General features: G+C 37.4%; 21 protein-coding genes. 13 read left to right on the forward strand and 8 right to left on the reverse strand.

Annotated features, from left to right (window positions below; all coding sequences use genetic code 11):
• The gene (locus PEDSA_RS08785) at window positions 1-1,449 is read left to right on the forward strand and encodes a DUF5723 family protein (RefSeq protein ID WP_013632804.1); all 1,449 of its coding nucleotides are present in this window, start codon (window positions 1-3) and stop codon (window positions 1,447-1,449) included.
• 75 nt (window positions 1,450-1,524) lie between these two features.
• Here PEDSA_RS08785 and tsaB read toward each other — a convergent pair whose 3' ends face one another.
• The 5 genes from tsaB to mscL all read right to left on the reverse strand — a co-directional run bounded on the left by tsaB (window position 1,525) and on the right by mscL (window position 3,780).
• The gene (tsaB, locus tag PEDSA_RS08790; RefSeq protein ID WP_013632805.1) at window positions 1,525-2,223 is read right to left on the reverse strand and encodes a tRNA (adenosine(37)-N6)-threonylcarbamoyltransferase complex dimerization subunit type 1 TsaB; all 699 of its coding nucleotides are present in this window, start codon (window positions 2,221-2,223) and stop codon (window positions 1,525-1,527) included.
• Window positions 2,224-2,381: 158 nt separating this feature from the next.
• Window positions 2,382-2,615: a membrane protein insertion efficiency factor YidD gene (gene yidD, locus PEDSA_RS08795; protein ID WP_013632806.1), complete on the reverse strand. Its 234-nt coding sequence runs from the start codon at window positions 2,613-2,615 to the stop codon at window positions 2,382-2,384.
• Window positions 2,612-3,010, reverse strand: coding sequence for a ribonuclease P protein component (locus PEDSA_RS08800; protein ID WP_013632807.1), 399 nt, complete (start codon window positions 3,008-3,010; stop codon window positions 2,612-2,614). Before PEDSA_RS08800 ends, yidD begins: the two co-directional genes overlap by 4 nt.
• A gap of 59 nt (window positions 3,011-3,069) precedes the next feature.
• Window positions 3,070-3,228, reverse strand: coding sequence for a 50S ribosomal protein L34 (rpmH, locus tag PEDSA_RS08805; RefSeq protein WP_013632808.1), 159 nt, complete (start codon window positions 3,226-3,228; stop codon window positions 3,070-3,072).
• Window positions 3,229-3,372: 144 nt separating this feature from the next.
• Window positions 3,373-3,780 (reverse strand): large-conductance mechanosensitive channel protein MscL, encoded by a 408-nt coding sequence (mscL, locus tag PEDSA_RS08810; RefSeq protein ID WP_013632809.1) that lies wholly within the window; start codon window positions 3,778-3,780, stop codon window positions 3,373-3,375.
• A gap of 177 nt (window positions 3,781-3,957) precedes the next feature.
• Between mscL and rpoN the strand changes: the two genes are divergently transcribed.
• The 8 genes from rpoN (at window position 3,958) to PEDSA_RS08850 (ending at window position 12,211) form a co-directional block, all read left to right on the forward strand.
• A complete protein-coding gene (gene rpoN / locus PEDSA_RS08815; RefSeq protein WP_013632810.1) occupies window positions 3,958-5,427 on the forward strand; it encodes an RNA polymerase factor sigma-54 in 1,470 nt (489 codons plus the stop codon).
• Between the two features lie 674 nt (window positions 5,428-6,101).
• Complete coding sequence (locus PEDSA_RS08820) at window positions 6,102-6,731, forward strand: hypothetical protein (protein WP_148233520.1); 630 nt, start codon at window positions 6,102-6,104, stop codon at window positions 6,729-6,731.
• Window positions 6,732-7,423: 692 nt separating this feature from the next.
• Complete coding sequence (locus PEDSA_RS08825; RefSeq protein ID WP_013632813.1) at window positions 7,424-7,900, forward strand: Dps family protein; 477 nt, start codon at window positions 7,424-7,426, stop codon at window positions 7,898-7,900.
• Between the two features lie 3 nt (window positions 7,901-7,903).
• Complete coding sequence (locus tag PEDSA_RS08830) at window positions 7,904-8,116, forward strand: SHOCT domain-containing protein (RefSeq protein ID WP_013632814.1); 213 nt, start codon at window positions 7,904-7,906, stop codon at window positions 8,114-8,116.
• Between the two features lie 320 nt (window positions 8,117-8,436).
• Complete coding sequence (locus PEDSA_RS08835) at window positions 8,437-9,111, forward strand: PIG-L deacetylase family protein (protein ID WP_013632815.1); 675 nt, start codon at window positions 8,437-8,439, stop codon at window positions 9,109-9,111.
• Complete coding sequence (locus PEDSA_RS08840) at window positions 9,108-10,250, forward strand: glycosyltransferase family 4 protein (RefSeq protein ID WP_013632816.1); 1,143 nt, start codon at window positions 9,108-9,110, stop codon at window positions 10,248-10,250. Before PEDSA_RS08835 ends, PEDSA_RS08840 begins: the two co-directional genes overlap by 4 nt.
• A gap of 10 nt (window positions 10,251-10,260) precedes the next feature.
• Window positions 10,261-11,397 (forward strand): glycoside hydrolase 100 family protein, encoded by a 1,137-nt coding sequence (locus PEDSA_RS08845; protein ID WP_013632817.1) that lies wholly within the window; start codon window positions 10,261-10,263, stop codon window positions 11,395-11,397.
• 175 nt (window positions 11,398-11,572) lie between these two features.
• Entirely contained in the window at window positions 11,573-12,211 is a 639-nt protein-coding gene (locus tag PEDSA_RS08850; protein ID WP_013632818.1) for a 2,3-bisphosphoglycerate-dependent phosphoglycerate mutase, read from the forward strand.
• A 110-nt stretch (window positions 12,212-12,321) separates the two neighbouring features.
• Here the strand turns inward: PEDSA_RS08850 and PEDSA_RS08855 are convergent, their stop codons facing one another.
• Window positions 12,322-13,191 carry a UbiA family prenyltransferase gene (locus PEDSA_RS08855; RefSeq protein WP_013632819.1) on the reverse strand — a complete coding sequence of 290 codons (870 nt, stop codon included), beginning with the start codon at window positions 13,189-13,191 and terminating at the stop codon, window positions 12,322-12,324.
• Between the two features lie 40 nt (window positions 13,192-13,231).
• Between PEDSA_RS08855 and PEDSA_RS08860 the strand changes: the two genes are divergently transcribed.
• From PEDSA_RS08860 to PEDSA_RS08875, 4 genes are all read left to right on the forward strand, one after another.
• Window positions 13,232-14,335, forward strand: coding sequence for a type III polyketide synthase (locus PEDSA_RS08860; RefSeq protein ID WP_013632820.1), 1,104 nt, complete (start codon window positions 13,232-13,234; stop codon window positions 14,333-14,335).
• A 31-nt stretch (window positions 14,336-14,366) separates the two neighbouring features.
• Window positions 14,367-15,023, forward strand: coding sequence for a methyltransferase domain-containing protein (locus PEDSA_RS08865; RefSeq protein WP_245546865.1), 657 nt, complete (start codon window positions 14,367-14,369; stop codon window positions 15,021-15,023).
• A complete protein-coding gene (locus PEDSA_RS08870) occupies window positions 15,020-16,147 on the forward strand; it encodes an NAD(P)/FAD-dependent oxidoreductase (protein WP_013632822.1) in 1,128 nt (375 codons plus the stop codon). Before PEDSA_RS08865 ends, PEDSA_RS08870 begins: the two co-directional genes overlap by 4 nt.
• Before the next feature lie 260 nt (window positions 16,148-16,407).
• Window positions 16,408-17,106, forward strand: coding sequence for a class I SAM-dependent methyltransferase (locus PEDSA_RS08875; protein ID WP_013632823.1), 699 nt, complete (start codon window positions 16,408-16,410; stop codon window positions 17,104-17,106).
• A gap of 22 nt (window positions 17,107-17,128) precedes the next feature.
• On the opposite strand, the gene PEDSA_RS08880 is transcribed toward PEDSA_RS08875, so the two are convergent.
• Window positions 17,129-18,091, reverse strand: coding sequence for a PorP/SprF family type IX secretion system membrane protein (locus tag PEDSA_RS08880; protein ID WP_013632824.1), 963 nt, complete (start codon window positions 18,089-18,091; stop codon window positions 17,129-17,131).
• A complete protein-coding gene (locus PEDSA_RS20505) occupies window positions 18,088-21,648 on the reverse strand; it encodes a PKD domain-containing protein (protein ID WP_013632825.1) in 3,561 nt (1,186 codons plus the stop codon). Before PEDSA_RS20505 ends, PEDSA_RS08880 begins: the two co-directional genes overlap by 4 nt.
• Window positions 21,649-23,332: the final 1,684 nt, after the last annotated feature.

Raw genomic sequence — 23,332 nt, forward strand, 5'->3', positions numbered from 1 at the left:
ATGCGGATAATAGGAGTCTTTTGTATTTTAATTTCGTTATGTTATTCGAAAAGCCATGCACAGGACTTTTCGCTCACACATACCGGAACCTTATACAGTTCTTTCGAGAATCCTGTAGAAACCTCCTATACAGCAGAAAAAAGCAAAAGATATAATATCAATTTCTTCCTGCCTAGCCTATCCATGGATTTCAGGATAAAAGGCGAAGCAGAAACAGCATTTAAAAGCATCCTTTTAGGTAATGATATAAACAGCTCCTCCATTAGCAGTGTAAGTAACAATACAAATAACATACACATTACAGGGAATGGCTATGTCTTCATGATGAAGATGCTCTATACCGCAGAATATCAACGTGAAATGGGAATTTCCCTTCAATTTAAAAACGAAGGGAATTTCGATTTATCAAACACCGCTTTAGTTATCCCCTATTCCTCCAGTATTTTCAAAAGTGGTACTTATCCCGATTTATTTAATAGCAACTACAAAAATATCGCATATTGGCAGTTGGGATTAAGTTACCGTGAGAATTATAATTCAAAGCTTGCTTTCGGTGGGAAACTGAGTTTATTAAGCGGAGCGGCATATTCCGAAATGAATATCAACTCTTCTAATCTGGAAGTCAATGAAAATAATTACCAGCTTCAACTGACAGGTGCTTTCACCAATTCTTTTGGTTCCAATCAGCCAAAGATCAAAGCTTTTTTACCCGGTCTTAAAAACCCCGGAGTAGGGATTAGTTTAGGAACATCATACCTGTTTAATAACAAAATGTTCTTAACCGCGCATCTTAAAGACGCGGGAATTATATTCTGGAACAAGAAAACTCCTCAGTTTCTTTTCTCAGACTCGCTCACCGTAGATCGGTTTAAAGGAAAAGACACTTATAGAGAGCATTACAGAGATAGCTTAACGGTCATGCTGGATAGAAATACCGGATACGCTGGAGCGTTCCATACCTGGACCAGCAGCAAAATTGAATTTGCACTTTCAAAAACTTTCGATTCTTATAAACCGGTACTTATAGCTTCCAAAAACCTGTTAAATTCCGATGGATTTATAGCGCTTCAAAATAACTATATCTACAGATCTTTAAATCTGGCATTAAGCCCAGCCTATTATTTCGACAGCAAGCTAAATATTGGTTCATTATTTATGATCAAATCTGCTAACGTTGATTTCTATCTGGGTACAGAAAAACTATTGCCGACCTATTATTTGGGAAAAACTTATATAAAGAAAGACGAAAGTATAGGTAAAAGTCCCACACAGGCCAATATATTTTTCGGTCTCAATCTAAAATTTGGCAAAATGATGCAGACTATGCCTTTTGCAGATTTTGTTGACGGCCTCAATGATGCCGAAACCGGATACGTATACCGGTTAAGTAAAAAAGAAAAAAGAAAGCTACCTAAACAGAAAACAGGTCGTTTTAGAAGAAAGAATTGAGATTAAGGATTAATACTCGATGAACTAACTTGCCAAAGGAGCCAAAAGCTTCCCTTCGCCCTCCCCTTCGGGGAACTAACTAACTCCAGTTTTCTTTACTCCTGCAACGTAATCCTTTAGGTAAAAAGGCTCGAAATAAGCTACATCAACAAAATTTCCATTGTCAAATTTCTCTTGTGCAATGTTCACCATATCTGCCGCATTATTCACGTAGATATCAAGAACCCTTGCATTTAAATGAGTACCCAAAACGTCCTCACATTTTGCGGAACCATCACCAAAGAAATAGACAATATGAGTATCCAGAATATCTTTAAAAGAATTTTCATCAATAATTACCGCATCAACTCCTTTTACCATATTTAATTCGTCATCAAAAACAGCACAGTAAACTTCCATGCGTCTTGCATCTATCATAGGGCAAAATAAAGTTTGCTTATTCACGGAAAAACATCTGTTTTTAAACCCGTTAGCCATTGCTTCCAGCGTATTAACAGCAATGAGAGGAATATCCAACGCATAGCAAAGTCCTTTAGCCGTAGAAACACCAATTCTAAGCCCTGTATAAGAACCCGGCCCCATACTTACAGCAACGGCATCAAGATCTTTAATATTTCTTCCAGACTGATGTAAAAGCTCCTCAATAAATAAGGTTAAAGAGGATGCATGTATATTTTTATCGGTTCTATCAATAGTCCCCAGCAGATTTCCATTTTCAGATAAAGCGACAGAACAGGTAGCAGTTGATGTTTCTATATGTAGGATAAGTGACATACCGCGAAATTAATGTTTAATATCGAAATATTCTATAATAGAAGAAGGTAGAAAAAAGAAAGAGTAAAGATAAAAGTTGATTGCTCTGTTAAGACCTAACATTACACCTAATCACTAAAGAATCCTTTGGGGAACTAACTAACTAACTAACTAACTAACTAAGGGACCGGATCATGCCCATGCCCTCCCCAGGGATGACATCTGGCAATCCTCTTCACCGTCAACCAGAATCCTTTAAAGGGGCCATATTTTTTAATAGCCTCTATTCCATATTGAGAACAGGTTGGCGTATACCGGCAGGAAGCGCCTAACAAAGGAGATAGCAAATACTGATAGAGTTTTATCAGAAAAAGAAAGAAACCAGATAATATTTTTTTCAAAATCGAAATCATCCCATTATTTGCTTTTGAAGCATCTTTAATACTCCACGCATTTTCTCTTCCATTATTTTGTAGTCCAAAATCTCTTTACCAACATAATTAATAGCCAACAGGATATACTTATCGTTACCTGTTAAAAATGAATACAAAAGATCTTGTTTGTTATTTCTATAAGCTTCCTTAATCCTTCTTTTAATCAGATTTCGGTCAACGCTATGCTTAAATCTTTTTTTGGGAGCACTTATAAGTACCTGAGCAGGAAATTGTTGTTCCGAAATGGTATTTTCTTTCCAGACAACTCTATAAGGATAAAATAAAAAAGAAGAACCATTGTCATATAAAAAAGCGATAAGCTTTTTACTGCACAACCGTTCTTCTTTCTTAAAAGTCTTGTTTTCTATTGCCATATCCGACTAAATAGTTGCTATCGGATTTCCAACTCTAAAGAACTGGAAAAGCAATAAAATTATGCTTTATGACGACGCTCGTCTGATACTGTTAATCTTTTTCTGCCTTTAGCTCTTCTTGATGCTAGTACTCTTCTACCATTTGCAGTAGCCATTCTTTCTCTGAAACCGTGCTTATTTCTTCTTTTTCTTTGAGAAGGCTGGAATGTTCTTTTCATGATTATTTATATATAATAATAAATTCGCTCTAAAAAATTAAGAGCGCAAATATAACCTTGTTTTTGATAAATTCAAAGTCATACAACAAAAAAATACAGAAATTTTCCACATGTACCAAAGGAAGATTTCTGTATGCTGATTAATTATTTGTTTTTAAGAATATCTCTGATTTCAGTAAGCAAAGTTTCTTCTTTAGTAGGCGCAGGTGCAACTTCCGGAGCCGGCTCCTCTTTTCTTTTCAAAGAATTCAGACCTTTAACGACACAAAAGATACAGAAAGCTACGATTAAAAATTGAATAACTACATTAATGAAGTTACCAAAATTAATAGCTACTTCAGGTGTTTTTGCAACCTCATCAGCAGCTTTTAATACGTATTTGATATCCGAAAAGTCCACTCCGCCTGTAATATATCCTATCGGAGGCATAATAACGTCGTCAACTAAAGAAGTAACAATCTTCCCAAAAGCGCCTCCAATAACTACACCGACAGCCAAATCTACCACGCTGCCACGCATTGCGAATTCTTTAAATTCTTTTACAAAGCCCATATTTTCAAATTTCTTAGTGTTATACTAATTTGGTTATAAAATCAAAAAAATGAAATAAAGTTTTAAAAATAAAAAAATTAATAAAACAAAGTACGCTTTTTTCGCTTTAGCTAATAAAAACCGGTGAATATATAACGCATTTTATATTAACTTTGTGATGATTGATAAGTCTTATTTATGCTAAAACAGAATCTTCAACAAAAACTTTTACAGAAGCTTTCCCCGCAGCAAATTCAATTTATAAAACTGCTGCAAGTACCAACCGTTGCGCTAGATACTAGAATCAAAGAAGAGTTAGAAGAAAATCCTGCGCTTGAAGACATCAGTCTGGCAGATATGAATGAAGCTCCAGAAGATTATCCAGACCGTGATCCGGATGATGAATACAACTCCGATGAAGGTGGAGACGATCTCGATGATTTCAATATCGAAGATTACCTACAGGAAGATAATTTAAATGATTACGGGAACAGGTATGATAATGATGATGACGAAGACAGAAAGGAATTACCAATTGCCGTAAGCAATACCTTTTTCGAAAATCTGCAAGCACAATTGGACTTAATTCCTTTGGATGATAAATCCTATATGATTGCCCAGCAAATCATAGGCAGTCTGGACGACGATGGATACCTTAGGAGATCTATAGCATCATTGGTAGATGACCTGGCCTTTTCGCAGAATGTTATTGCCGAAGACGAAGAAGCAGAAGAAATGCTGAAAGTTATTCAGACATTTGATCCGCCCGGTATTGGCGCAAGAGATCTTCAGGAGTGTTTACTGATACAGCTTAGAAAAAAAGACGCCTCCAACCCTATCGTCAAAAATGCAGTCAACATTATAGAAAACCACTTAGAAGAGTTTACAAAAAAACATTACGATAAGCTGGAAAAAATGCTGGGTTTAAGTCCTGAAGAACTTAAGGATTCCATAAACGAAATATTAAAGCTTAACCCAAAACCGGGCGATTCTGGTATTTCCAATATCAAACAGCTGCAAATCATTCCCGATTTTCATATTACTAAAACGGATAATACACTTACCCTTACTCTAAACTCCAAAAATGCACCGGAATTAAGAGTAAGCAGATCGTATCAGGAAATGCTGGAGCATTATGAAAAGTCTTCAGAAAAAGATAAAAAACTTAAAGAAGCAGTTCATTTTGTAAAACAGAAGCTTGACTCTGCAAAATGGTTTATCGATGCCATAAAACAAAGACAACAAACTTTGTTAAAAACCATGAACGCTATTATGCAATACCAATACGAGTATTTTCTAAATGATGGAGACGAGCGTTATTTAAAACCAATGATACTTAAGGATATTGCAGATAAGATCGGCATGGATATTTCCACTGTTTCCCGTGTTGCAAACTCCAAATATGTACAGACTGAATTTGGCACTTATCTTTTAAAATCCTTTTTCTCCGAAGCTATACAAACCGAAACGGGAGAAGAGGTTTCGAATAAAGAAGTTAAGAAAATTCTTGAGGAATGTATCGGTCAGGAGAACAAGAAAAAACCCCTGGCAGACGAAAAACTAACAGAAATTTTAAAGGAAAAAGGCTACAATATAGCCCGTAGAACAGTCGCCAAATACAGAGAACAACTTGGTATACCCGTAGCCAGGTTGCGAAAAGAACTATAAGGGTTAACAACTTATTTAATTGCTAAAAACCTTATCCTCCCAAAGGAAACTTCGGGAGGATACTACTTACTACTTGATAATGAACTTCCCCACTCGTGTCATCCCAACCGCAGTGTAGGGTTCTCCGCGTTCATCTACACACCCTTAATAAAAACAATGACTAAAGAACAAAAGGATAAAGATAAAAGATTAATGTGTCGAAGTTACTGGGGGCATCTACTAGAATATCTATTCAGGAAACTTAAGAAAAAATGCCAGCCATTCACTCCTCACCTTTCAAAATCCCCTATTAAGCATTCAACATTAACTCCGTCCCCCGACTTTATACTTTCCACTTTTAAACTTTCTACTCACTATCAACTACGGACAATCGTCTATGGGCAGTCACCTCTCTACTTTCAGCCCCCTATTCATTAATGACTACTCAGTGCCAAAGGCTCCGAAGGAATCCATTTGGAAATCCACTTGGATATCCCTTCGGGAAACTCCAAACTCCCACCACTATGCACTATGGACAATCGTCTATGGACCAACAAACTTCCAACCTCGGTCCCCCTACCCCGGACTTACTACTTACTACTTACTACTTCTACTTACTAACGAACTAATTTATTTCTAAAACAAGAAACAACTAAATGATTTTTAAGTTGTTAAGACTTATAAAAACAACTGCTATGAAAAAAATATTTGGTTTAAGCGCATTGGTATTATTCATGATCTATTCATCATGTAATAGTACGCGGCTGGTTTCTTCCTGGAAAGCTCCAGAAAGTACTTTGAATAAATACAACAGAATTCTGGTTATTGGCTTAATGGGGGCTAAGGACCGGGAAATAAGGGAAAGTGTAGAAAACGCAATGGTAACCAATCTTCAATCACATGGTATCAATGCGGGTTCAGCTTATGCTGAATATGGCCCCGCGGCATTTAATAAGATGGAAGAAAAAGATGTGGCTAATAAAATTAAAAACAAAGGTTACGACGGGGTCTTTACTATAGTTTTGCTTGATAAAGAAAAAGAATTCAATTACACGCCTAGCATGATAAACTATACCCCATACACTTACTATAACCGGTTTTGGGGATATTATCAAACCATGTACGCCAGAATCTACACTCCGGGCTATTACACTGTGTCAACTAATTATATGCTGGAAGGAAATTTTTATTATTTGGCAGAAGACAAACTTGAGTATTCTGCACAAACTCGCTCTTTTGATCCCTCCAGTGCTCAAAAATTAGCTTTAGAATTTAGTAATATAGTAGTAGAGGATATGATTAAAAAGCAAATAATTCAACAATAATCAATAGGAGCTTTTCATCTAGCACAAAACCAAGAAACTGCCTAAAAATATTTTGGCAAACTGGAGAAATCTCTATCATACTTTATGAGGAGATTTCTCCTATCGTCGGAATGACAAAGTGTAATATTAAAAATTTCCTAACAATAGCTTTAGGACGCCCTTTGGAAATAATCTTTTCATTGTAGCCAATTAAAATTCAAAACCAGCAAAAGCCCTTGAACAGAAATAAGCCATAAATAGAAATCACTCTCGCCCCCTGTTTCCCTCCGCTATTTACAAAAATAGTTTGTCCACTTACTCATTTCGAAATAGAAGCAAAATACAGAATTGCTCCAGCAATATCTTCTGGTTTCCCTAAAATGTTTGGACTTGTTGATTCTCGCATGGACATAATAAATATAATAGAACCATATCTATCATTTTTCAGATAAGGTACACGAAATTTGCATAACCTTCATCCTGTAAAACAATTAACAGAACAATAGAGCTTTTTAAACCGATATTTATCTAGTTTACACTTATATAACGTAGCTTCACAATTATCGTAAAAAACATCAATATTCCTATTTCTATTAAAACAAAATGAAGCATCAAACATTATCTACTTTAGATTTGATTGCTTTAGAAACTCAAGAAATTCCCGTAAATAACATTCCCAACCAAAGCATTTATCATAAAAAAATAAACAAAAGATGAAAGCAGCAATAGGAATAAACGACACAGACAGGCAAACTGTTGCCACCGAATTGGCAAAAGTATTAGCTGACGAAACAGTACTCTACATCAAAACAAAAAATGCTCACTGGAATATTGAAGGCGTAGACTTTTATGAGAAACATCGCTTTTTCGAGGCACAATTTGGGCAACTGGATGAAATTATAGATCGTATAGCAGAACGTATTCGTTCCATTGGTCATTATGCGCCTGCAACATTGAAATCTTATTTAGATTTAACCCATCTTACCGAAAATACCCGAGACAAAAATGACAGCCAAGGATTTATCAAAGAGCTTTTAGCAGATCATGAAAGCCTGATTATTATTCTTCGCGAACACATCAAGGATTTCGCAAATAATTGCCATGATTTTGGGACCAGTGATTTTATTACCGGTATTATGGAAACCCACGAAAAAATGGCTTGGTTTTTACGTTCACATTTAAACCATTAAATCATGTTCTACGATAATTATTATTTTTTTGGAATGAATCTCATTTGGTGGTTCGTTTGGCTAATTTTACTCTTTTGGATTTTCGTCACCCCTTACGATATTCCCGGACAAAGAACCAAGAAAGATACACCGCTTGATATTCTAAAAAAAAGATTCGCCGCAGGTCAAATCAATAAAGAGGAATTTCAGGAAAACAAAAAAATTCTCGAAGAATAACTTAAATCTGATGAGGATAGCTCTCATTCAAATAAATTTAAGAGAAACTGATATAGTTTCTACTAAATAATTAGTGATACATTTTCCTGTATCATTTAAAATGATACAGGAAACATTTTATTAAGAGCTTTTGCCCCAACCCATTCATCTTACTCAATCACATTCGCTGGTGTTTAACTGTAATTCATTTCTATTACAATTTTTCAAACGCGACCAGAGAAAAACGATAGTTAGGAGCGAATAGAAAAAAAACACTGAAAAAGTCAGAATTAGAGCGAGAAAGCAGTATCCCACATATTAAAAACAATAAAGTATGAGCTATGAAAAAAGAAGTTAATTCTGCTGAAAGACCTAAAGCTGACAAGCTGAAAAACATAGCTGTTATCGTAGCACATCCAGACGATGAGACATTATGGGCTGGTGGAACGATTCTTAACCACTACGATTGGCAAGTGTTTGTATTAAGCCTCTGCCGCGGCGACGATGCCGATCGGGCGCCAAAATTTAAGCTGGCTCTAAAAACCCTTCGAGCAAAAGGAGCAATGGGATGTCTGGATGATGGAGTACAGCAAACTCCACTCACACCATATGAAATTCAGAATACCATACTCAATTTATTACCGGCAAAAGTGTATGATCTGGTAATCACTCACAATCCTTCCGGAGAATATACTTATCACCGCAGACATATTGAAGTGAGTGAAGCGGTGATTAACATGTGGAAAACACACCAAATAAGAAGCAAGGAACTTTGGACATTTGCCTATTATGACGGAGAAAAAAAATTTTATCCCCGAGCCAATAAAAAAGCGCCTATACGAATTCAATTAACCCTCCCTATTTATGATATTAAATATGAGATAATAAACAAGATTTACGGTTATCCAAAAGAAGGATGGGAAGCCTGTACTACGCCCAGCACAGAGGCTTTTTGGTCATTTAAAGATCCGGAAGAAGCAGTTCAATGGTTAGAAAAAGGAGGAGTTCTAGAATGAAGGTACTTGTATTGTATGATTATCCCCCATCTCCCGGTGGGCTTTCCACGCAGGGCAGCCTCCTCTATCAGGGATTAAGATCCATTGGTGTAGATGCTCATGCTGCGCATTGGCAATCCGATCAGGAGAAAGAATGGTACTACAACTGGTTTAAACCAGATGTTGTAGTAGGTGTTGGTTATTGGGGGTATACACCTTCCATCATAACCCATCCTCAACGTTTTGGTGTTCAACCCGTTCCATGGCTGGTTGCGGATGGCTATGTTGCCAATTATCAAGACATACTTAATCAGTTACCACTCATACTGGTTACATCCAACTGGGTAAAAGAAATGTACGTCAGAGATGGAATTTGCGGAAATAATATCGAAGTACTACCTGTAGGCTGTGATACAGACTCTTTCATTCCATATTTAACAGATGATCCTAAGATACTTGCTATCAGAGAAGGATTAGGTATTTCTCCAGAAGAACTCATGATCCTGACCGTTGGTGGTGATGCTGCATCAAAGGGATCAAACGAAGTCATGCAGGCGCTTGCTTTGATAGACAGAGAGGTACCGCCATGGAAATATGTTTGCAAAGTATGGCCACAACCAAGAACCATCTCACAAAATCAAAGCGATCAGGATCTCGCGAAGATTTTGGGAATAGATAAAAAAGTAATTTATGCTACCAATACTGTTTCCCGAGACTTTATGCCCTACCTGATTGGAGCTTGTGATATTTATGCAGCACCGTCTCGCTTAGAGGGCTTTGGAATGCCTCAAGTGGAGGCCGGAGCATGTTCTAAGCCTGTAATAGGCATCAATGCCATGGGTATGTTGGATACGCTAATTCATGGAGAAACAGCCTTTTTATCCAGCATAGCAAGAAAAATAGTAATTAATGAAGTTACATTAGGAAAAGAGTCTGGTTATGACGACAATCATACCATACAATTTGAAATTCCAAGAACGGTAGATTATCGGGCCGACGTAATATCTATCGCTGACAGCCTACTTTCTCTCATGAAAAATAGTACACTCCGTACTAATATGGGGATAGCCGGCCGAAAAAGAGTAGAAGAGAATTTCGACTATCGCGTAGTAGCGAAACGCTTTGTAGAAATAATCCAAACCAAATTAGGTATTAGCTAATAAAAGAAAAATGCTAACAAAAGAACAATCTGAGGCTATTGAGTCAGCAAAAATTGCGGCAGAAAAAGTATTGTTATATAATAGCAAAGGACCATATGATGATCTTCCCCGCACAGCCGGTTGGGGATATCCGGAACCATATACCCGGGACCTATTATTTTCTATACTGGGTATTGCTGTAACCCAGAACGAGCAACTGCATCATAGCATAAAAAGGGTATTAGAAGTTTTGGCTCTTAATCAAACCAAACATGGACATATTCCTTCCATCATTAATGATCCAAAAAATGTAGGTGCTAGTGATACAACACCACTTTTCTTAATGGCCACAGGCATTTACAGAAAGATTACAGGTTATTACGATTTTTTGCAAGAAGCAACCACTAAAGCTTTAAGTTGGATGGCACATCAAAATCCAACTGACCACATGATGGCCGCGCAACAGCCAACCAGTGATTGGCGGGACGAGCAATGGGTTTTAGGTTATGGCCTATATGTAAACACATTGTATTATAGTGGACTCCAATTATTAGGGTTGCATAAAAAGGCAAATCAACTCGCTAACGATATTAATAAACAGCTGACAGTATCTGGGGAGCATTATGCTTTATGGGTATATAAATTATACAACAGTAACCGTTTTGATCTGTTAGGTAATAGTTTGGCAATTATATCTGGAATAGCCTCTCCCAAAAAAGCAAAACGTATCATTTCATGGATAGAGAACTCCTGTAAAGATATGATGAACGAAGGTTTACTAGGAGCAGATCTTCCTCCTAATTTTTTCCCCTTCATTCACCCTAAAGACCCCGATTGGCATCCCAGATATGAAGAATTTAACCTACCCGGTGATTATCACAATGGCGGTATTTGGCCATTTATTTGTGGATTATACATCGCAGCCCTGGTTAGCGCTAAAGAATTTGATTTGGCTGAAAAAAAACTTTTGAACCTCACACATCTGGTAAAAAAAGCAGTCAATAGAGAGTTGGAATATGGCTTTAATGAATGGATAAAAAGTCAAAGTGGTTTACCCCAAGGACAGGACTGGCAAACCTGGAGTGCAGCATTATATTTATATGCTGCAAAATGTGTAGAAACAAAAACAACGCCCTTTTTTGATCATTTACCGCTTAAACATACTTAAAGAACACCTGATTTTTGGATACTGGCAATGGATGCAGAACAATTTTTCGCGATGTATATATTGCTTATTTATTTTAAAATATGAAGGCAAAAACCAACTCATTGGACAATAGTATTAATAACAAAAAAACAGAAATTATGAATTAGCACAGTTCACACCTTCACTTTAACACAAGATGACCATTTTAAATGCCGTGGATAAAAAATATAGTGTCCTTATTCTGCTTAGACATGGGCAATCTTTATGGAACTTAGAGAACCGATTTACAGGTTGGCAAGATATTGATATTACAAAAAAGGGAGAAGAGGAAGCTTTACATGCCGGAAAACTCTTAAAAAATGAGAAAATAGATATTGCTTTTACCTCTACACTTAAAAGAGCACAACATACACTGGAAATTATTTTAAAAGAGTGTGGAATAGAAAACATCCCTGTAATTATAGATAAAAGGTTAAATGAAAGATCTTATGGAGATCTCGAAGGATTAAACAAATCCGATACTGCTTTAAAATATGGCTCAGATCAGGTGATGATCTGGAGACGTTCTTATGATGTTGCCCCACCAGGTGGCGAGAGCCTTAAAAACACTGCCCAGAGGGTGCTTCCTTATTTCCATAAGACCATTGCGCCGAAATTAATGGAGGGTAAAACCGTATTGATTGTGGCACATGGAAATAGTTTAAGAGCATTAATGATGTTCCTTGAAAACTTAAGTCCCGAAGAAATTGCAAACACAGAAATTCCTACTGGAATTCCAAGAAAATACGTTATGAACAGAAATTTGCAGGTTCTCGATATAACAATGGAAAATTAATATCATTAGCGAAAAAGCGTTTTAAAGAAACTCAAGCCAGAATTCCCTTAATTAAGAAACAATATCAACAGCTCTTTCCCTTTGCAATTAACTGTCGTCTTTAGTATTAATTATGCAAACAGCCAAAGCCATCCAAAGTAGAACAGCATTAGACTGGCGCTTAACAAAGTCATGCGCATCGTATTTTTGTATGAAGCTTGCTTTTCATCTTTAATGCATTGGTAAAACCACCAGCTAAAATAAAATAACATGGGGAGTGCAAATAAGATAAATACATAAAACTTAAACAATTGACTGTGCATTAACCAATAATTATACAGCAATACAAAACCGGTTATAAATACCAGCGCAGAAAAAATAAAAGAACCTTTAATTCCTAAAAGAATACTTAGGGTAATATCTCCTCTTCTGTTATCCTCTTCATGCTGGTAAATCTGTGTAAGCGGATAAGAAGCCCCTATCAGACAGGAACAAATCATACCTGCCACGATCACATCCATATTTAATTGATAAGTATAAGAAGAGATGCCATTGTAGCAGGCATAGAAAATAAAAAAGCCTTGAAAAATAAAAATCACTAAAAAACTTAAAACAGGATGTTTTTTAATCCTGATTTTAGGATGACTGTAAGCTTTAGAAAAAGAATTGTAAATAATCATAGCGAATGCAAATTCCAGGCTAACTAATAAAGATAGCAATACGCCACCCCACTCCAATATATTCGAGGTAATAAAAAGTGATTTATTTACTTTCGGCGGATTTTTTAAGAGGGCAATACTCGCTTCATCTTTATCAAAATAACTATTATAGGCATTACTTGCAGGATATATGAATAAATGGAGAATTAAGAAAACCAGTATAGCTTTATAATTGTTAACCAATGGAGATTGGGACAGTGCAAACAGAAAGACAGGTAAGAGAAACAATGAAAACGGAAGACGTAAGTGTAATAAGATCGACTTTAAATTTCCCGAAATCATAGGCCTGTGTATAAATCTAATTTACGAAAACAATTCGAAGATGAGTAGCATTATTTCTGCCATAGGTATCAGTACCCCTCCCTATCAATTTGCACAAAATCGTATCCTCGAATTTATGAAAGAAGCACATAAATTGGATGTCATTAATTCCCGCCGACTGGAAAAGCTGTATCAGGTATCAGGTATTGCTTATCGGCACTCGGTAATCGAAGACTTCGGAAAAAATAGAGGAAATTATACTTTCTTTGGTAACAACGATAGATTGGAGCCATTTCCAACAACTTCATTAAGAAGTACATGTTATGAACAAGCAGCCTTACCACTAAGTTTGGAAGCCATTGAAAATTGTTTAAAGCCAATTAATTTCGATCCTATTGCCATCACTCATTTAATTACGGTAAGCTGTACAGGTATGTATGCTCCAGGTTTAGATATTGAGCTTGTCGAAAGCCTACATCTCAATCCCGCAGTTGAACGTACCTGCATCAATTTTATGGGTTGTTACGGCGCTTTTAATGCCCTCAAAGTGGCTGATTATATTTGCAGGGCGCAACATCATGCAAAGGTTTTAATTGTTGATGTGGAATTATGCACCATACATTTCCAAAGAGAAAATACCTTAGATAACTGGCTGGCCAATTCTTTATTCGCAGATGGCGCAGCCGCTGTATTGATACAGCATGAAGGCACAACTGATCATAAACTTTACCACATTAAATCTTTTTATACCGAGGTAATTACTGGCGCAAAAAAAGAAATGGCTTGGCGCATTGGCAATTTCGGATACCAAATGCAACTCAGCAACAAAATAGCTGACCATATAAAGGACGGAATAAAAGGCGTTACAGACCGCTTGTTAAAAAAGGCAAATATTGCTTTGGAAGATATTGGACAATTTGCTATCCACCCTGGAGGAAGAAAAATATTAGAAGTTTGCGATGAAGCTTTTTCTTTAAATAGTGAACAAAATGCACACGCTTATCAGGTGCTTCACGATTACGGAAATATGTCTTCCGTTACTATTCTTTTTGTTTTAGATGCACTGGGAAAAAAATTAAAAACAAAGCGACGGGCTGAGCAAATACTCAGCTTTGCTTTTGGCCCGGGCTTAACCGTCGAAAGTATGCTATTAGCCTATGCCTGATTTTAGAAGAAGAAGCAAGCAAAAAGAAATCATGGATAATTTTGCTTTAGCATCGCAAGAGATAGATCCCGTTTTGCAAGAACTAGAAATCATCAATAAACTATTGGGTGGTTTTTCTGTCTTTTACAATGCTTTTAATATGATTAAACTGCACAATGGCGACTGTATATGCGATTGGGGCTGCGGAGGAGGAGATAGTTTAAAAGCATTGAACGTCTATTTTTCTACAAAAACCCTTCAGCTTAGCTTTATGGGTATAGATGCTACACCTGCTGCTATTACTTTTGCTAAACGCACACATCAAAGGATTACTAATCTTCATTTCAGGCAAGCCAATGTTTTAACAGAAGAATTTAAACCCGACGAGTTTGACGTCATCATTAGCAGTCTCTTTACCCATCATTTTGATGATGATGAATGGATAAATTTAATCAAGAGAATGGTATTTTCTGCAAAGAAGGCCGTTGTAATTAATGATTTACATCGGCATTGGCTGGCCTATTATTCTATTGCCCTCTTAACACAATTATTCTCCAAATCCCTAATGGTACAGCATGACAGTAAAATTTCAGTGTTACGTGGCTTCAAGAAAAAAGAATTAATTGCGCTTCTGCAAAAAGCAGGTATTAAAAGTTACCGCATCAAATGGATGTGGGCATTCCGATGGCAGGTAATTATCTATAAATGAAAAAGAAGCCAAGTATATTTATCATAGGCGGCGGACTGGCCGGTCTTAGCAATGCTATCCTGCTAAGCAGGGCGGGTTTTATGGTGAGTTTGGCCGAAAGGAAAAACTACCCTTTTCATAAAGTTTGTGGAGAATATGTGAGCAATGAGACTTTAGCCTTTTTAGCTGATCTGGGTTTGTATCCGGGAGACTTAAATGCATCTGCTATCCATACATTGATGATTAGCAGCCCTTCCGGCAATCTGTTAGAGGCTCCATTGACCATGGGTGGCTTTGGAGTGAGCAGGTATGCGCTAGATCATTCATTATACCAAATTGCCCTGGCAGAAGGTGTTCAATTTATCACTGGAGAAAAAATAAACGACATTAGTTTTACAACAGAACAGTTCGATATATATTCGGCAAATAATGGCTATCATGCCGATATTGTAATAGCAGCCTATGGAAAACGATCTAATTTAGATCAGAAACTAAACCGCCAGTTCTTTTATAAAAGAAGCCCCTATATGGCGGTAAAATATCATATTCGCACAGATTTCCCTGCAGATACCATACGTCTGGATAATTTTGAAGGAGGTTATTGTGGGCTTAATAAAATTGAAGATGATCTTTATTGCCTCTGCTATCTCTTAGAAAACAAGCATTTAAAAAAACACGGCGCTATAGCCGAAATGGAGAAAAAGGTATTGATGAAGAACCCCTTTTTAAAAAAGATTTTTGAGCAGTCCGAATTTATTTGGGACAAACCGGAAACTATCAATGAAATTGCTTTTGAAAGGAAACCTTTAATAGAAAATCACATTTTAATGTGTGGTGATACTGCCGGAATGATAGCTCCTCTATGTGGTAATGGCATGGCCATGGCATTTCATGCAGCAAAGATCTTAGCCCATACCATTATCAGGCATTGTAATGATGGTTTTGATGAAAAAATCAGAAATAACTTGGAGCAGGCTTACCGGATGGAGTGGCATCAACAATTTGCTTTTCGCTTAAGTAAGGGAAGATTTATTCAGCGACTTTTTGGTCATCATTTGATGTCTGAAGTTGCAGTAGAAAGCTTAAAGCACTTTCCTTTTTTAACGCGTTATTTAGTAGGCCAGACACACGGTAATGGATTTTGACATGAGAATAATCCCTACTAAATCAAAATAGCCCCTCCGAGTTCCTACCTGAGGGTATTTGTGTGGTTAACCGCTTAATTTAAAACAGCCAATAATAACTGCGAACTAACTTCACAAGTTATTGTATCATTTTGACATTTAACATCTCTATAGGTTGTTTTTTGTAAACCTTGCTTTACAATCTCTTAATCTAATTTTTTAACGATTAATAAAAACATTATCTTGATAAATTAATTAATAAAAATAATTATTGTTTGAATATGAGAACAGAATTAATAAAAGACATTATTGGTTGGGATATCACCAACTGGTCTAAATCTATTGATTATTGGAGTCAAAAAACGGATATTAAAGATAAAAATTATAATTGCTTAGAAATTGGTGCCGAGCGAGGTGGTTTATCTTTATGGCTTGCTTTAAATGGCAACAAAGTTATCTGTACGGATTATAGTTATTTTGATCAGCCTCACATTCTCCAAAAAGCCAAAAAATTACATAGCAAGTATAACTCCGAGAGAAAAATCACTTATCAACCACTAAGTGCCCTTGAAATTCCTTATGATAATTACTTTGATATAATAGTGTTTAAATCTGTTTTGGGAGGTATTGGTTCTTGTAAAATAAAAGACGCAGACCAAATCGTAATCAGCCAAATTTATAAAGCCTTAAAGCCTGGTGGGAAATTGTTATTTGCAGAAAACACCCAAGCTTCTCTATTGCATAAATACTCTAGAAAATTTTTTATTAGATGGTATAAAGAATGGAATTATTCTAAATTAAAGGATATTGTAAAGCTTTTTTCAGAATATAAAACTCTTAATTACAAAACAGTAGGTTTTTTAGGTACTTTTGGAAGAAACGAAAAGCAAAGGATATTCTTAGGTAAAATTGATTCCATCTGTGATTTTTTAATCCCAAAATCTAATCGATATATAGTAATTGGTGTAGCCGAAAAATAAACTTTAAGGGAACTTCACCCCCTCACCACTTCACCCCCAGCACCAGCTCATGCGTACCATTCGAAACCGTTCGTAATTCCGACTGAGTAAAATCGTACGCATATCCCACGTCGAATACCTTACTTACAGTAAACCCAAAAATAGCCGAGAAAGCATCCTTCTTCCGATACGATCCGCCCAACCATACATTGTTTCTAAAAGCGACTTTGAGGTTAAGATCTATAGAAGAAGGCAAAGGTTCAACATACTTCAGCATAACCGAAGGCATAAAAGAAAAGTCCTGTCCCAGCCAGAAGCGATAACCAGCAGTAAAAAAATAATGAGGTACCTCTTCACTCTGATAATCCTGAGCAAAAGACACCTTCTGTTTCATTATCTGCTGCATAGAGACCCCGGCAAAAAAATTAGCACCATACAAATAAACACCAGCATTAACATCCGGCGACCATCTGATGGAATTACCCTGAGCAATAAGCGGTTCAAAGCCATCTTCAAACCTTAACTCCTGGACATTCAAAGAAATACGACCTATACCGGCACCCACACCCAAAGATAAATTTGCCATATCACCCAGAGCAATATGATAAGCATAGGTCAAATTAGCAGATGCTCGTGACAGGCTCCCCGTCCGGTCATCCAATACCATCATCCCAATACCATGATGATTTTCAGAGGCATAATAGCTGTCCCTTTCGTCTTTAGTACCTACATCCTCTATCCCAAAATCCGCGGAACCCGCCGTTAGTATATCCTTATCGATATTCAAAGGAGCCGAAACAGTAATATAATTGGTTTTAGGCGCACTTTCTAAACCTAGCCACTGATTTCTGGAAGCTGCCTTTACATAAATGCCATGGTAAATACCGCTTAAAGCAGGATTAATGACCTGCATATTTTGCATATACTGAGTGTACTGAGGCTTCTGTTGAGCCAATGCTCCGGTAGAAATAATAACTACCACAAATAAAAAAGCAAACCATCTCATCGCAGCAAAGTTAAAGAGCCACTATATTTAGCCCGCCCATTATGAGGTTCAATAATATAATAGTACACACCAACAGGTAAATCCTGCCCCTTCATTTTTCCATCCCAGGCATCAGTATAACGTTTCGAATAAAACACTTCCTGCCCATACCTGTTAAATATGCGGATATCGGCATTCACAAAAGTTTCCAGATATTTAATATTCCATTTATCATTAATCCCGTCTCCGTTTGGACTAAATGCATTTGGAATATCCGGATCAAGATGCACATTCACCTGCACCTCATAGCTGTTCACACAACCTGCCTCATTAGACAGCGTCAGGATATATCTGGTACTCATTTCAGGACTAACTATTGGATTAAGAATATTGTCCGCACTCAATCCCGCCGACGGATACCATTGATAGCTCACATTCCCTCCCGGATTCAGCTTCAAATCAAGCTGCTTTTCACCGCCAAGAAGAATATCAAAAGTCTTTTCCTCGACAAGCTCCGGCTTTGCCACCACTTCTATATAGCGCTTTAAGGTATCTGTACAACCGGATGCGCTTAGAAAAGTATAGACAAGCTCATGGCGTCCAACTCCCGCTTTTTCAGGATCAAAAACTCCCGCAGCAACGCCATCCCCTGCAATTTTTTCCTGGCCGGTAATCGCTGTAGTCTTGTTTTCCGCAGCCAGCTTAAAAGGCTCAGCATTTACACAGATTTGTTTATCAAGCTTAAATGACAATGCCGGCTCACCATACACTTTAATCTTTACAGGTGTGGTTTCCCGATAACAGTTTACACCAGAATAAGCCCGGAGAACTACCTGATATTCCTTATCCTGAGGCAAAGAGGGATACTTAAATTCATAAACTTTATCTGCTTGAGGATTGGCATCAATAAGGGTGAAAGAAAGATTTCCCCCGTAATCGAAGAACCACTCCAATTTGCTTATAATACCCTCCAGGTTAGTAGATTGATTGGTGACAATTAATTGATTATCACCACAAATAGCAGACATAGCAATTTTAAATTTAGGTAAGGGATTGTCTCCGCTGATAATTACATCCTTTTTCACAACAGATAAACAGCCTTCCCTGGATAATGCTTTCAAAACAACCTGATAAGTGCCAGGATGTGCATATTGATGTTGCGCTACCATTTTAAACTTCTGCGAAAGGTCATTGCTGGAATCGCCAAAATCCCACTCCCATGAACTTACCTGCCCGCTTAGCGCTTTAGCAGAAAAAGTGACAATATCCGAGGTACAGGAACGCTCATTTTCAAAAGAAAGAGAAGCAGGTTCATTTATAAAAATAGTCTTTCTGAATGAGTTGCTGCAACCATATTGATTGGTAACCAAAAGCGTCACCTCATAATTTCCTCCTTTTGCATATTGATGGACAGGATGTTGTTGCGTACTGCTTTGCTGATCGCCAAAATCCCATAACCAGGTAACTTTATCCTGACTCGAATAAATGGTCTTATCTTCAAACTGGACGCCCTCATTTAAACAGAGAACTGCAGCCGTTTGCCATAATGGTTCTTTTTGCTCATATATATTGACTACTTGCACATAAGCATCAGAAATACAACCTGCTGTACTACCCAGTATTAAGCTCACAGAAAATTGGCCTGCTTTTATATAAACATGTTTTGGATTAACTTCTGTAGATGTTGTCCCATCTCCAAAATCCCATAGCCACGAATTTACAGTTCGGCCAATATACTGCTCCTGATAATTGAAACTAACCTCTTTTCCAATACAACTAGCTTCCGGAGCCTTGAAGCTTGCAACAGGCAGGTCAATAACCTCAAAATCAAAATTGATTGTTTCCGCTTCATTTAATTGGCAAACATTTGCAGAAGGTGGAGGTAAAGCTTTCACCAGTATCGACTTCACTCCCGACGAGCCAAAAGTCTTCCCTGCAGACAGCTTGTATTCGTACAAAACTTTACCGTTTATAGTTATGTTTTTAGCAATAGGTGCCGATACCACAACTTCAGGATCAGATGGACCTAATAACCATGAAATAGACTGAGCCTGATAAGGCAATATCAACTTAAAATCATAAGCATTATTGACACACCCTTCCCGGGTCACAACATCCGTTCCCACTTTTAATGCATTAACAATCTTTGTTGCGGCCAGACTAGTTCCGGCAGAATATGCATACGATTCCACGTTCCCAAAGCCATAAGCAATAGCCGTAAATCCGGTATCAGCTGATAAGCTAAAATTAGTCTCCCCTTTCTGCAAAGCAATTTGCGCATAAGAGTAAGAACCATACCCCGGAATAGGTGTAAAAGAGCCGGGCATCCCTACATTATTCAATTTAAAAGAACCAACCTTTTCACTCGGGATAGTTACATTGATATACTGTTCCCGGATCGCTTCTTTCGTAGAAGAATACAGTGTGATCTGATCAATACTATATTCTAAGGGATTCAAAATAACCATATCGGGATCACTGGGAATAACATCGGTAGAACTTCCGATTTGATTTCTTAAATCGGCACAATACTGGGTAAGTGCATATTGAGCAACCATAATGGGTTTATTGCTCTTTACTATCCCCACATCATATGTTGCATCCATCTGCATATAGTCACCTGCTTTGGATATAATAGTTTTATTTCCATTATACTCAATTTCAGTATTATCCTCACTGGCCAACGCTCTGTAAATACTTCCTGTTAACCGATTATAAAACGGTACCAAGGCAAAGGTTTTACCCCAGCTGTCTATTGGATATAATTGCTGAAACAATGGATCAGCCGAATTATTTTTATCTGGATTGCAACTAGCATTTGTAATGCTGAGCGCACTGCTACCAGAAAAAACCGCGATTTTTTTACATGGATTACTTGGATCTACCTCAATGACAGACCCGGTAATATCTTTACTATTTTGATAAGAATATACATCACCTTTCCTGTTGAGCGTTATTACCTCAGATTTTTGCTTAACCTTATTAAGAACAGGAGTAATCAAAATCCTTGTATCGTCTTCAACGGCAACAACATTGAACTGAGAATATAAATTCACACTATCCTTTTCTCCAATGGCCTGCTTACCTCTATTTTGAGTATAAGATATGGCATAATATTTCTGTCCCAAAGCTTCTGTAGGCAATATTAAACTAGCGGCAGAGCGTGCTCCCGCAAATATATGTGCATAAGCTACCACTTTCGGTCGACCTGCATCAACTTTTATATTGATTCCCTTATTCTCGCTGTAAGTCACTTCATTCTCTATATATGCCTGATCCCGCGGTAGAATAATTTCTATAACCTCATTGGCAGATACAACAAATCTTTTCGAAAAGGCTCCACAGGTTACCGTTCCCGAAGAGTTACTTTTTGAAGTGACAAATACCGAAATATTGGCTAATCTGACTTCCGGAGGCTTAGTGTTAGTAAGAGACGGAACATGCGAAGGAAAGCAAACCCAAAAGTCTGTACCTTCATTAGATATATTCTGGGCCAGCACTCCCAGACTACAAAAAATAAAAACTATAAATAATGTAAAGTGTCTTCTTACATCAATTCCTTGTCGTTTAAAAATCAATTATAACATCGGTTTAGTACATGTGAAATTAATCAGTTTTCACAATATTCCTATTTTTTAAATCGCTTTTTTATTAAAATTAAACCATGGCTTAACTTCATGCAAATACGAAACGAACTCGGACAAGCTACAAAGACGGAAAGCCTTGTGCAAGGGGAAAGAAAAGAGTAAAACAATGAAATATTGACAACAGAAGTCATTAACACAGAGATCTTTCGACTCCGCTCCTTTAGATTTGTTATTGTTAAATTTAGAATGAGAAAGGAAGCAAAAGTACACTAAGACAAGCGCTCCGAGTTAATAACTCATACGTTGATTCAGACTTTTGCCTCCCTTTCATCAAGAACTCAAATAGAAATTAGGGTTAATAACCCATTATCAAGGAGTTGAGTTAAATTGATGAGCTTCTCATTTCATTTCCCTAATATCAAATTTATGAAAAAGATCATTATTGGCATGACAGCATGGAGATGAGACAACAAAGATTAATTCATAGAACCGTACCAAGAATGCTTTATGGCATTATAAGATTTGGAGACCCTGTCCCGACTTTACTTTGCATTCGAACAAAAAGCATCGGAAACATAGAGAAGCTACCATTTTATCACTTCTGTCCCTTCATTTTTTGGCCTTCTCCATGAGGGAGAAGGTGCCCAAAGGGCGGATGAGGGGCTACTTTCGAGAAAACCACGTATACTCTACCGAAGCGAGTTCGGGACAAGCTAATGAAGACGGAAAGCCTTGAGCAATAGAAAAGAAAAAGGTAAAACAATGAAATATTGACAGCAGAAGTCATTAACACAGAGATCCCTGCCGGCCGATACAAGACAGAGCTAAAGCAGGCGGGCTTCAACTACGCTCAGGATGACAGCATAGAGATGAGACAACGAAGATTAATTCACAGAACCATCCCCAAGAGCACCTATGACATTATAAGATTTGGAGACCCTGTCCCGACTTTACGTCGGGAGTAATCAGATAAATCTTTGTGCACAAACAGTAAATAAGCAAATCCAAGCAATCCAATGTGCAGTAGAGAGTAACATAAAGCAATAACATTCACACATATCCGGATTGCACTAATTAAAGATTTATCCAGATGGAGCGACAAATGTTATACGCCACGGCTTTTTTGGATACTTTTTCAGCTGAAGGAAAAAGTATCTAAGCCTGTCTGGCTATTGAAGACGGAAAGCCTTGTGCATAAGAAAATATCAATGCAACACTTTACCTGTGAGGTCCCTGCCGGCCGATACAAGACAGAGCTAAGGCAGGCGGGCTTTGACTGCGCTCAGGATGACAGCGTGAAGATGAGACAACGAAGATTAATTCACAGAACCATACCAAGAACGATTTATGGCATTATAAGATTTGGAAGCCGTAATCAGATAAATCTTTGTGCACAAACAGTAAACAAGCAAATCCAAGCAATCCAATGTGCAGTAGAGAGTAACATAAAGCAATAACATTCACACATATCCGGATTGCACTAATTAAAGATTTATCCAGATGGAGCGACAAATGTTATACGCCACGGCTTTTTTGGATACTTTTTCAGCTGGAGGAAAAATGCTTCAGCATTCTTGAAGGCCAAACAGAAATATAAAGGCCTTCTGAAAAAAGTTTCTAGGCCAGCCGCCGGCCATGAGGCGGACTAACTTTCATGCTTTGCATAAGCAGCATT

This window comes from Pseudopedobacter saltans DSM 12145 (genome assembly GCF_000190735.1).
GTDB lineage: Bacteria > Bacteroidota > Bacteroidia > Sphingobacteriales > Sphingobacteriaceae > Pseudopedobacter > Pseudopedobacter saltans.

Excerpts from the sequence above, each read along its gene's own strand:
- PEDSA_RS08785 (WP_013632804.1), top strand. The coding sequence starts at position 1 with ATGCGGATAATAGGAGTCTTTTGTATTTTAATTTCGTTATGTTATTCG.
- tsaB (WP_013632805.1), bottom strand. The coding sequence starts at position 2,223 with ATGTCACTTATCCTACATATAGAAACATCAACTGCTACCTGTTCTGTC.
- yidD (WP_013632806.1), bottom strand. The coding sequence starts at position 2,615 with ATGATTTCGATTTTGAAAAAAATATTATCTGGTTTCTTTCTTTTTCTG.
- PEDSA_RS08800 (WP_013632807.1), bottom strand. The coding sequence starts at position 3,010 with ATGGCAATAGAAAACAAGACTTTTAAGAAAGAAGAACGGTTGTGCAGT.
- rpmH (WP_013632808.1), bottom strand. The coding sequence starts at position 3,228 with ATGAAAAGAACATTCCAGCCTTCTCAAAGAAAAAGAAGAAATAAGCAC.
- mscL (WP_013632809.1), bottom strand. The coding sequence starts at position 3,780 with ATGGGCTTTGTAAAAGAATTTAAAGAATTCGCAATGCGTGGCAGCGTG.
- rpoN (WP_013632810.1), top strand. The coding sequence starts at position 3,958 with ATGCTAAAACAGAATCTTCAACAAAAACTTTTACAGAAGCTTTCCCCG.
- PEDSA_RS08820 (WP_148233520.1), top strand. The coding sequence starts at position 6,102 with ATGAAAAAAATATTTGGTTTAAGCGCATTGGTATTATTCATGATCTAT.
- PEDSA_RS08825 (WP_013632813.1), top strand. The coding sequence starts at position 7,424 with ATGAAAGCAGCAATAGGAATAAACGACACAGACAGGCAAACTGTTGCC.
- PEDSA_RS08830 (WP_013632814.1), top strand. The coding sequence starts at position 7,904 with ATGTTCTACGATAATTATTATTTTTTTGGAATGAATCTCATTTGGTGG.
- PEDSA_RS08835 (WP_013632815.1), top strand. The coding sequence starts at position 8,437 with ATGAAAAAAGAAGTTAATTCTGCTGAAAGACCTAAAGCTGACAAGCTG.
- PEDSA_RS08840 (WP_013632816.1), top strand. The coding sequence starts at position 9,108 with ATGAAGGTACTTGTATTGTATGATTATCCCCCATCTCCCGGTGGGCTT.
- PEDSA_RS08845 (WP_013632817.1), top strand. The coding sequence starts at position 10,261 with ATGCTAACAAAAGAACAATCTGAGGCTATTGAGTCAGCAAAAATTGCG.
- PEDSA_RS08850 (WP_013632818.1), top strand. The coding sequence starts at position 11,573 with ATGACCATTTTAAATGCCGTGGATAAAAAATATAGTGTCCTTATTCTG.
- PEDSA_RS08855 (WP_013632819.1), bottom strand. The coding sequence starts at position 13,191 with ATGATTTCGGGAAATTTAAAGTCGATCTTATTACACTTACGTCTTCCG.
- PEDSA_RS08860 (WP_013632820.1), top strand. The coding sequence starts at position 13,232 with ATGAGTAGCATTATTTCTGCCATAGGTATCAGTACCCCTCCCTATCAA.
- PEDSA_RS08865 (WP_245546865.1), top strand. The coding sequence starts at position 14,367 with ATGGATAATTTTGCTTTAGCATCGCAAGAGATAGATCCCGTTTTGCAA.
- PEDSA_RS08870 (WP_013632822.1), top strand. The coding sequence starts at position 15,020 with ATGAAAAAGAAGCCAAGTATATTTATCATAGGCGGCGGACTGGCCGGT.
- PEDSA_RS08875 (WP_013632823.1), top strand. The coding sequence starts at position 16,408 with ATGAGAACAGAATTAATAAAAGACATTATTGGTTGGGATATCACCAAC.
- PEDSA_RS08880 (WP_013632824.1), bottom strand. The coding sequence starts at position 18,091 with ATGAGATGGTTTGCTTTTTTATTTGTGGTAGTTATTATTTCTACCGGA.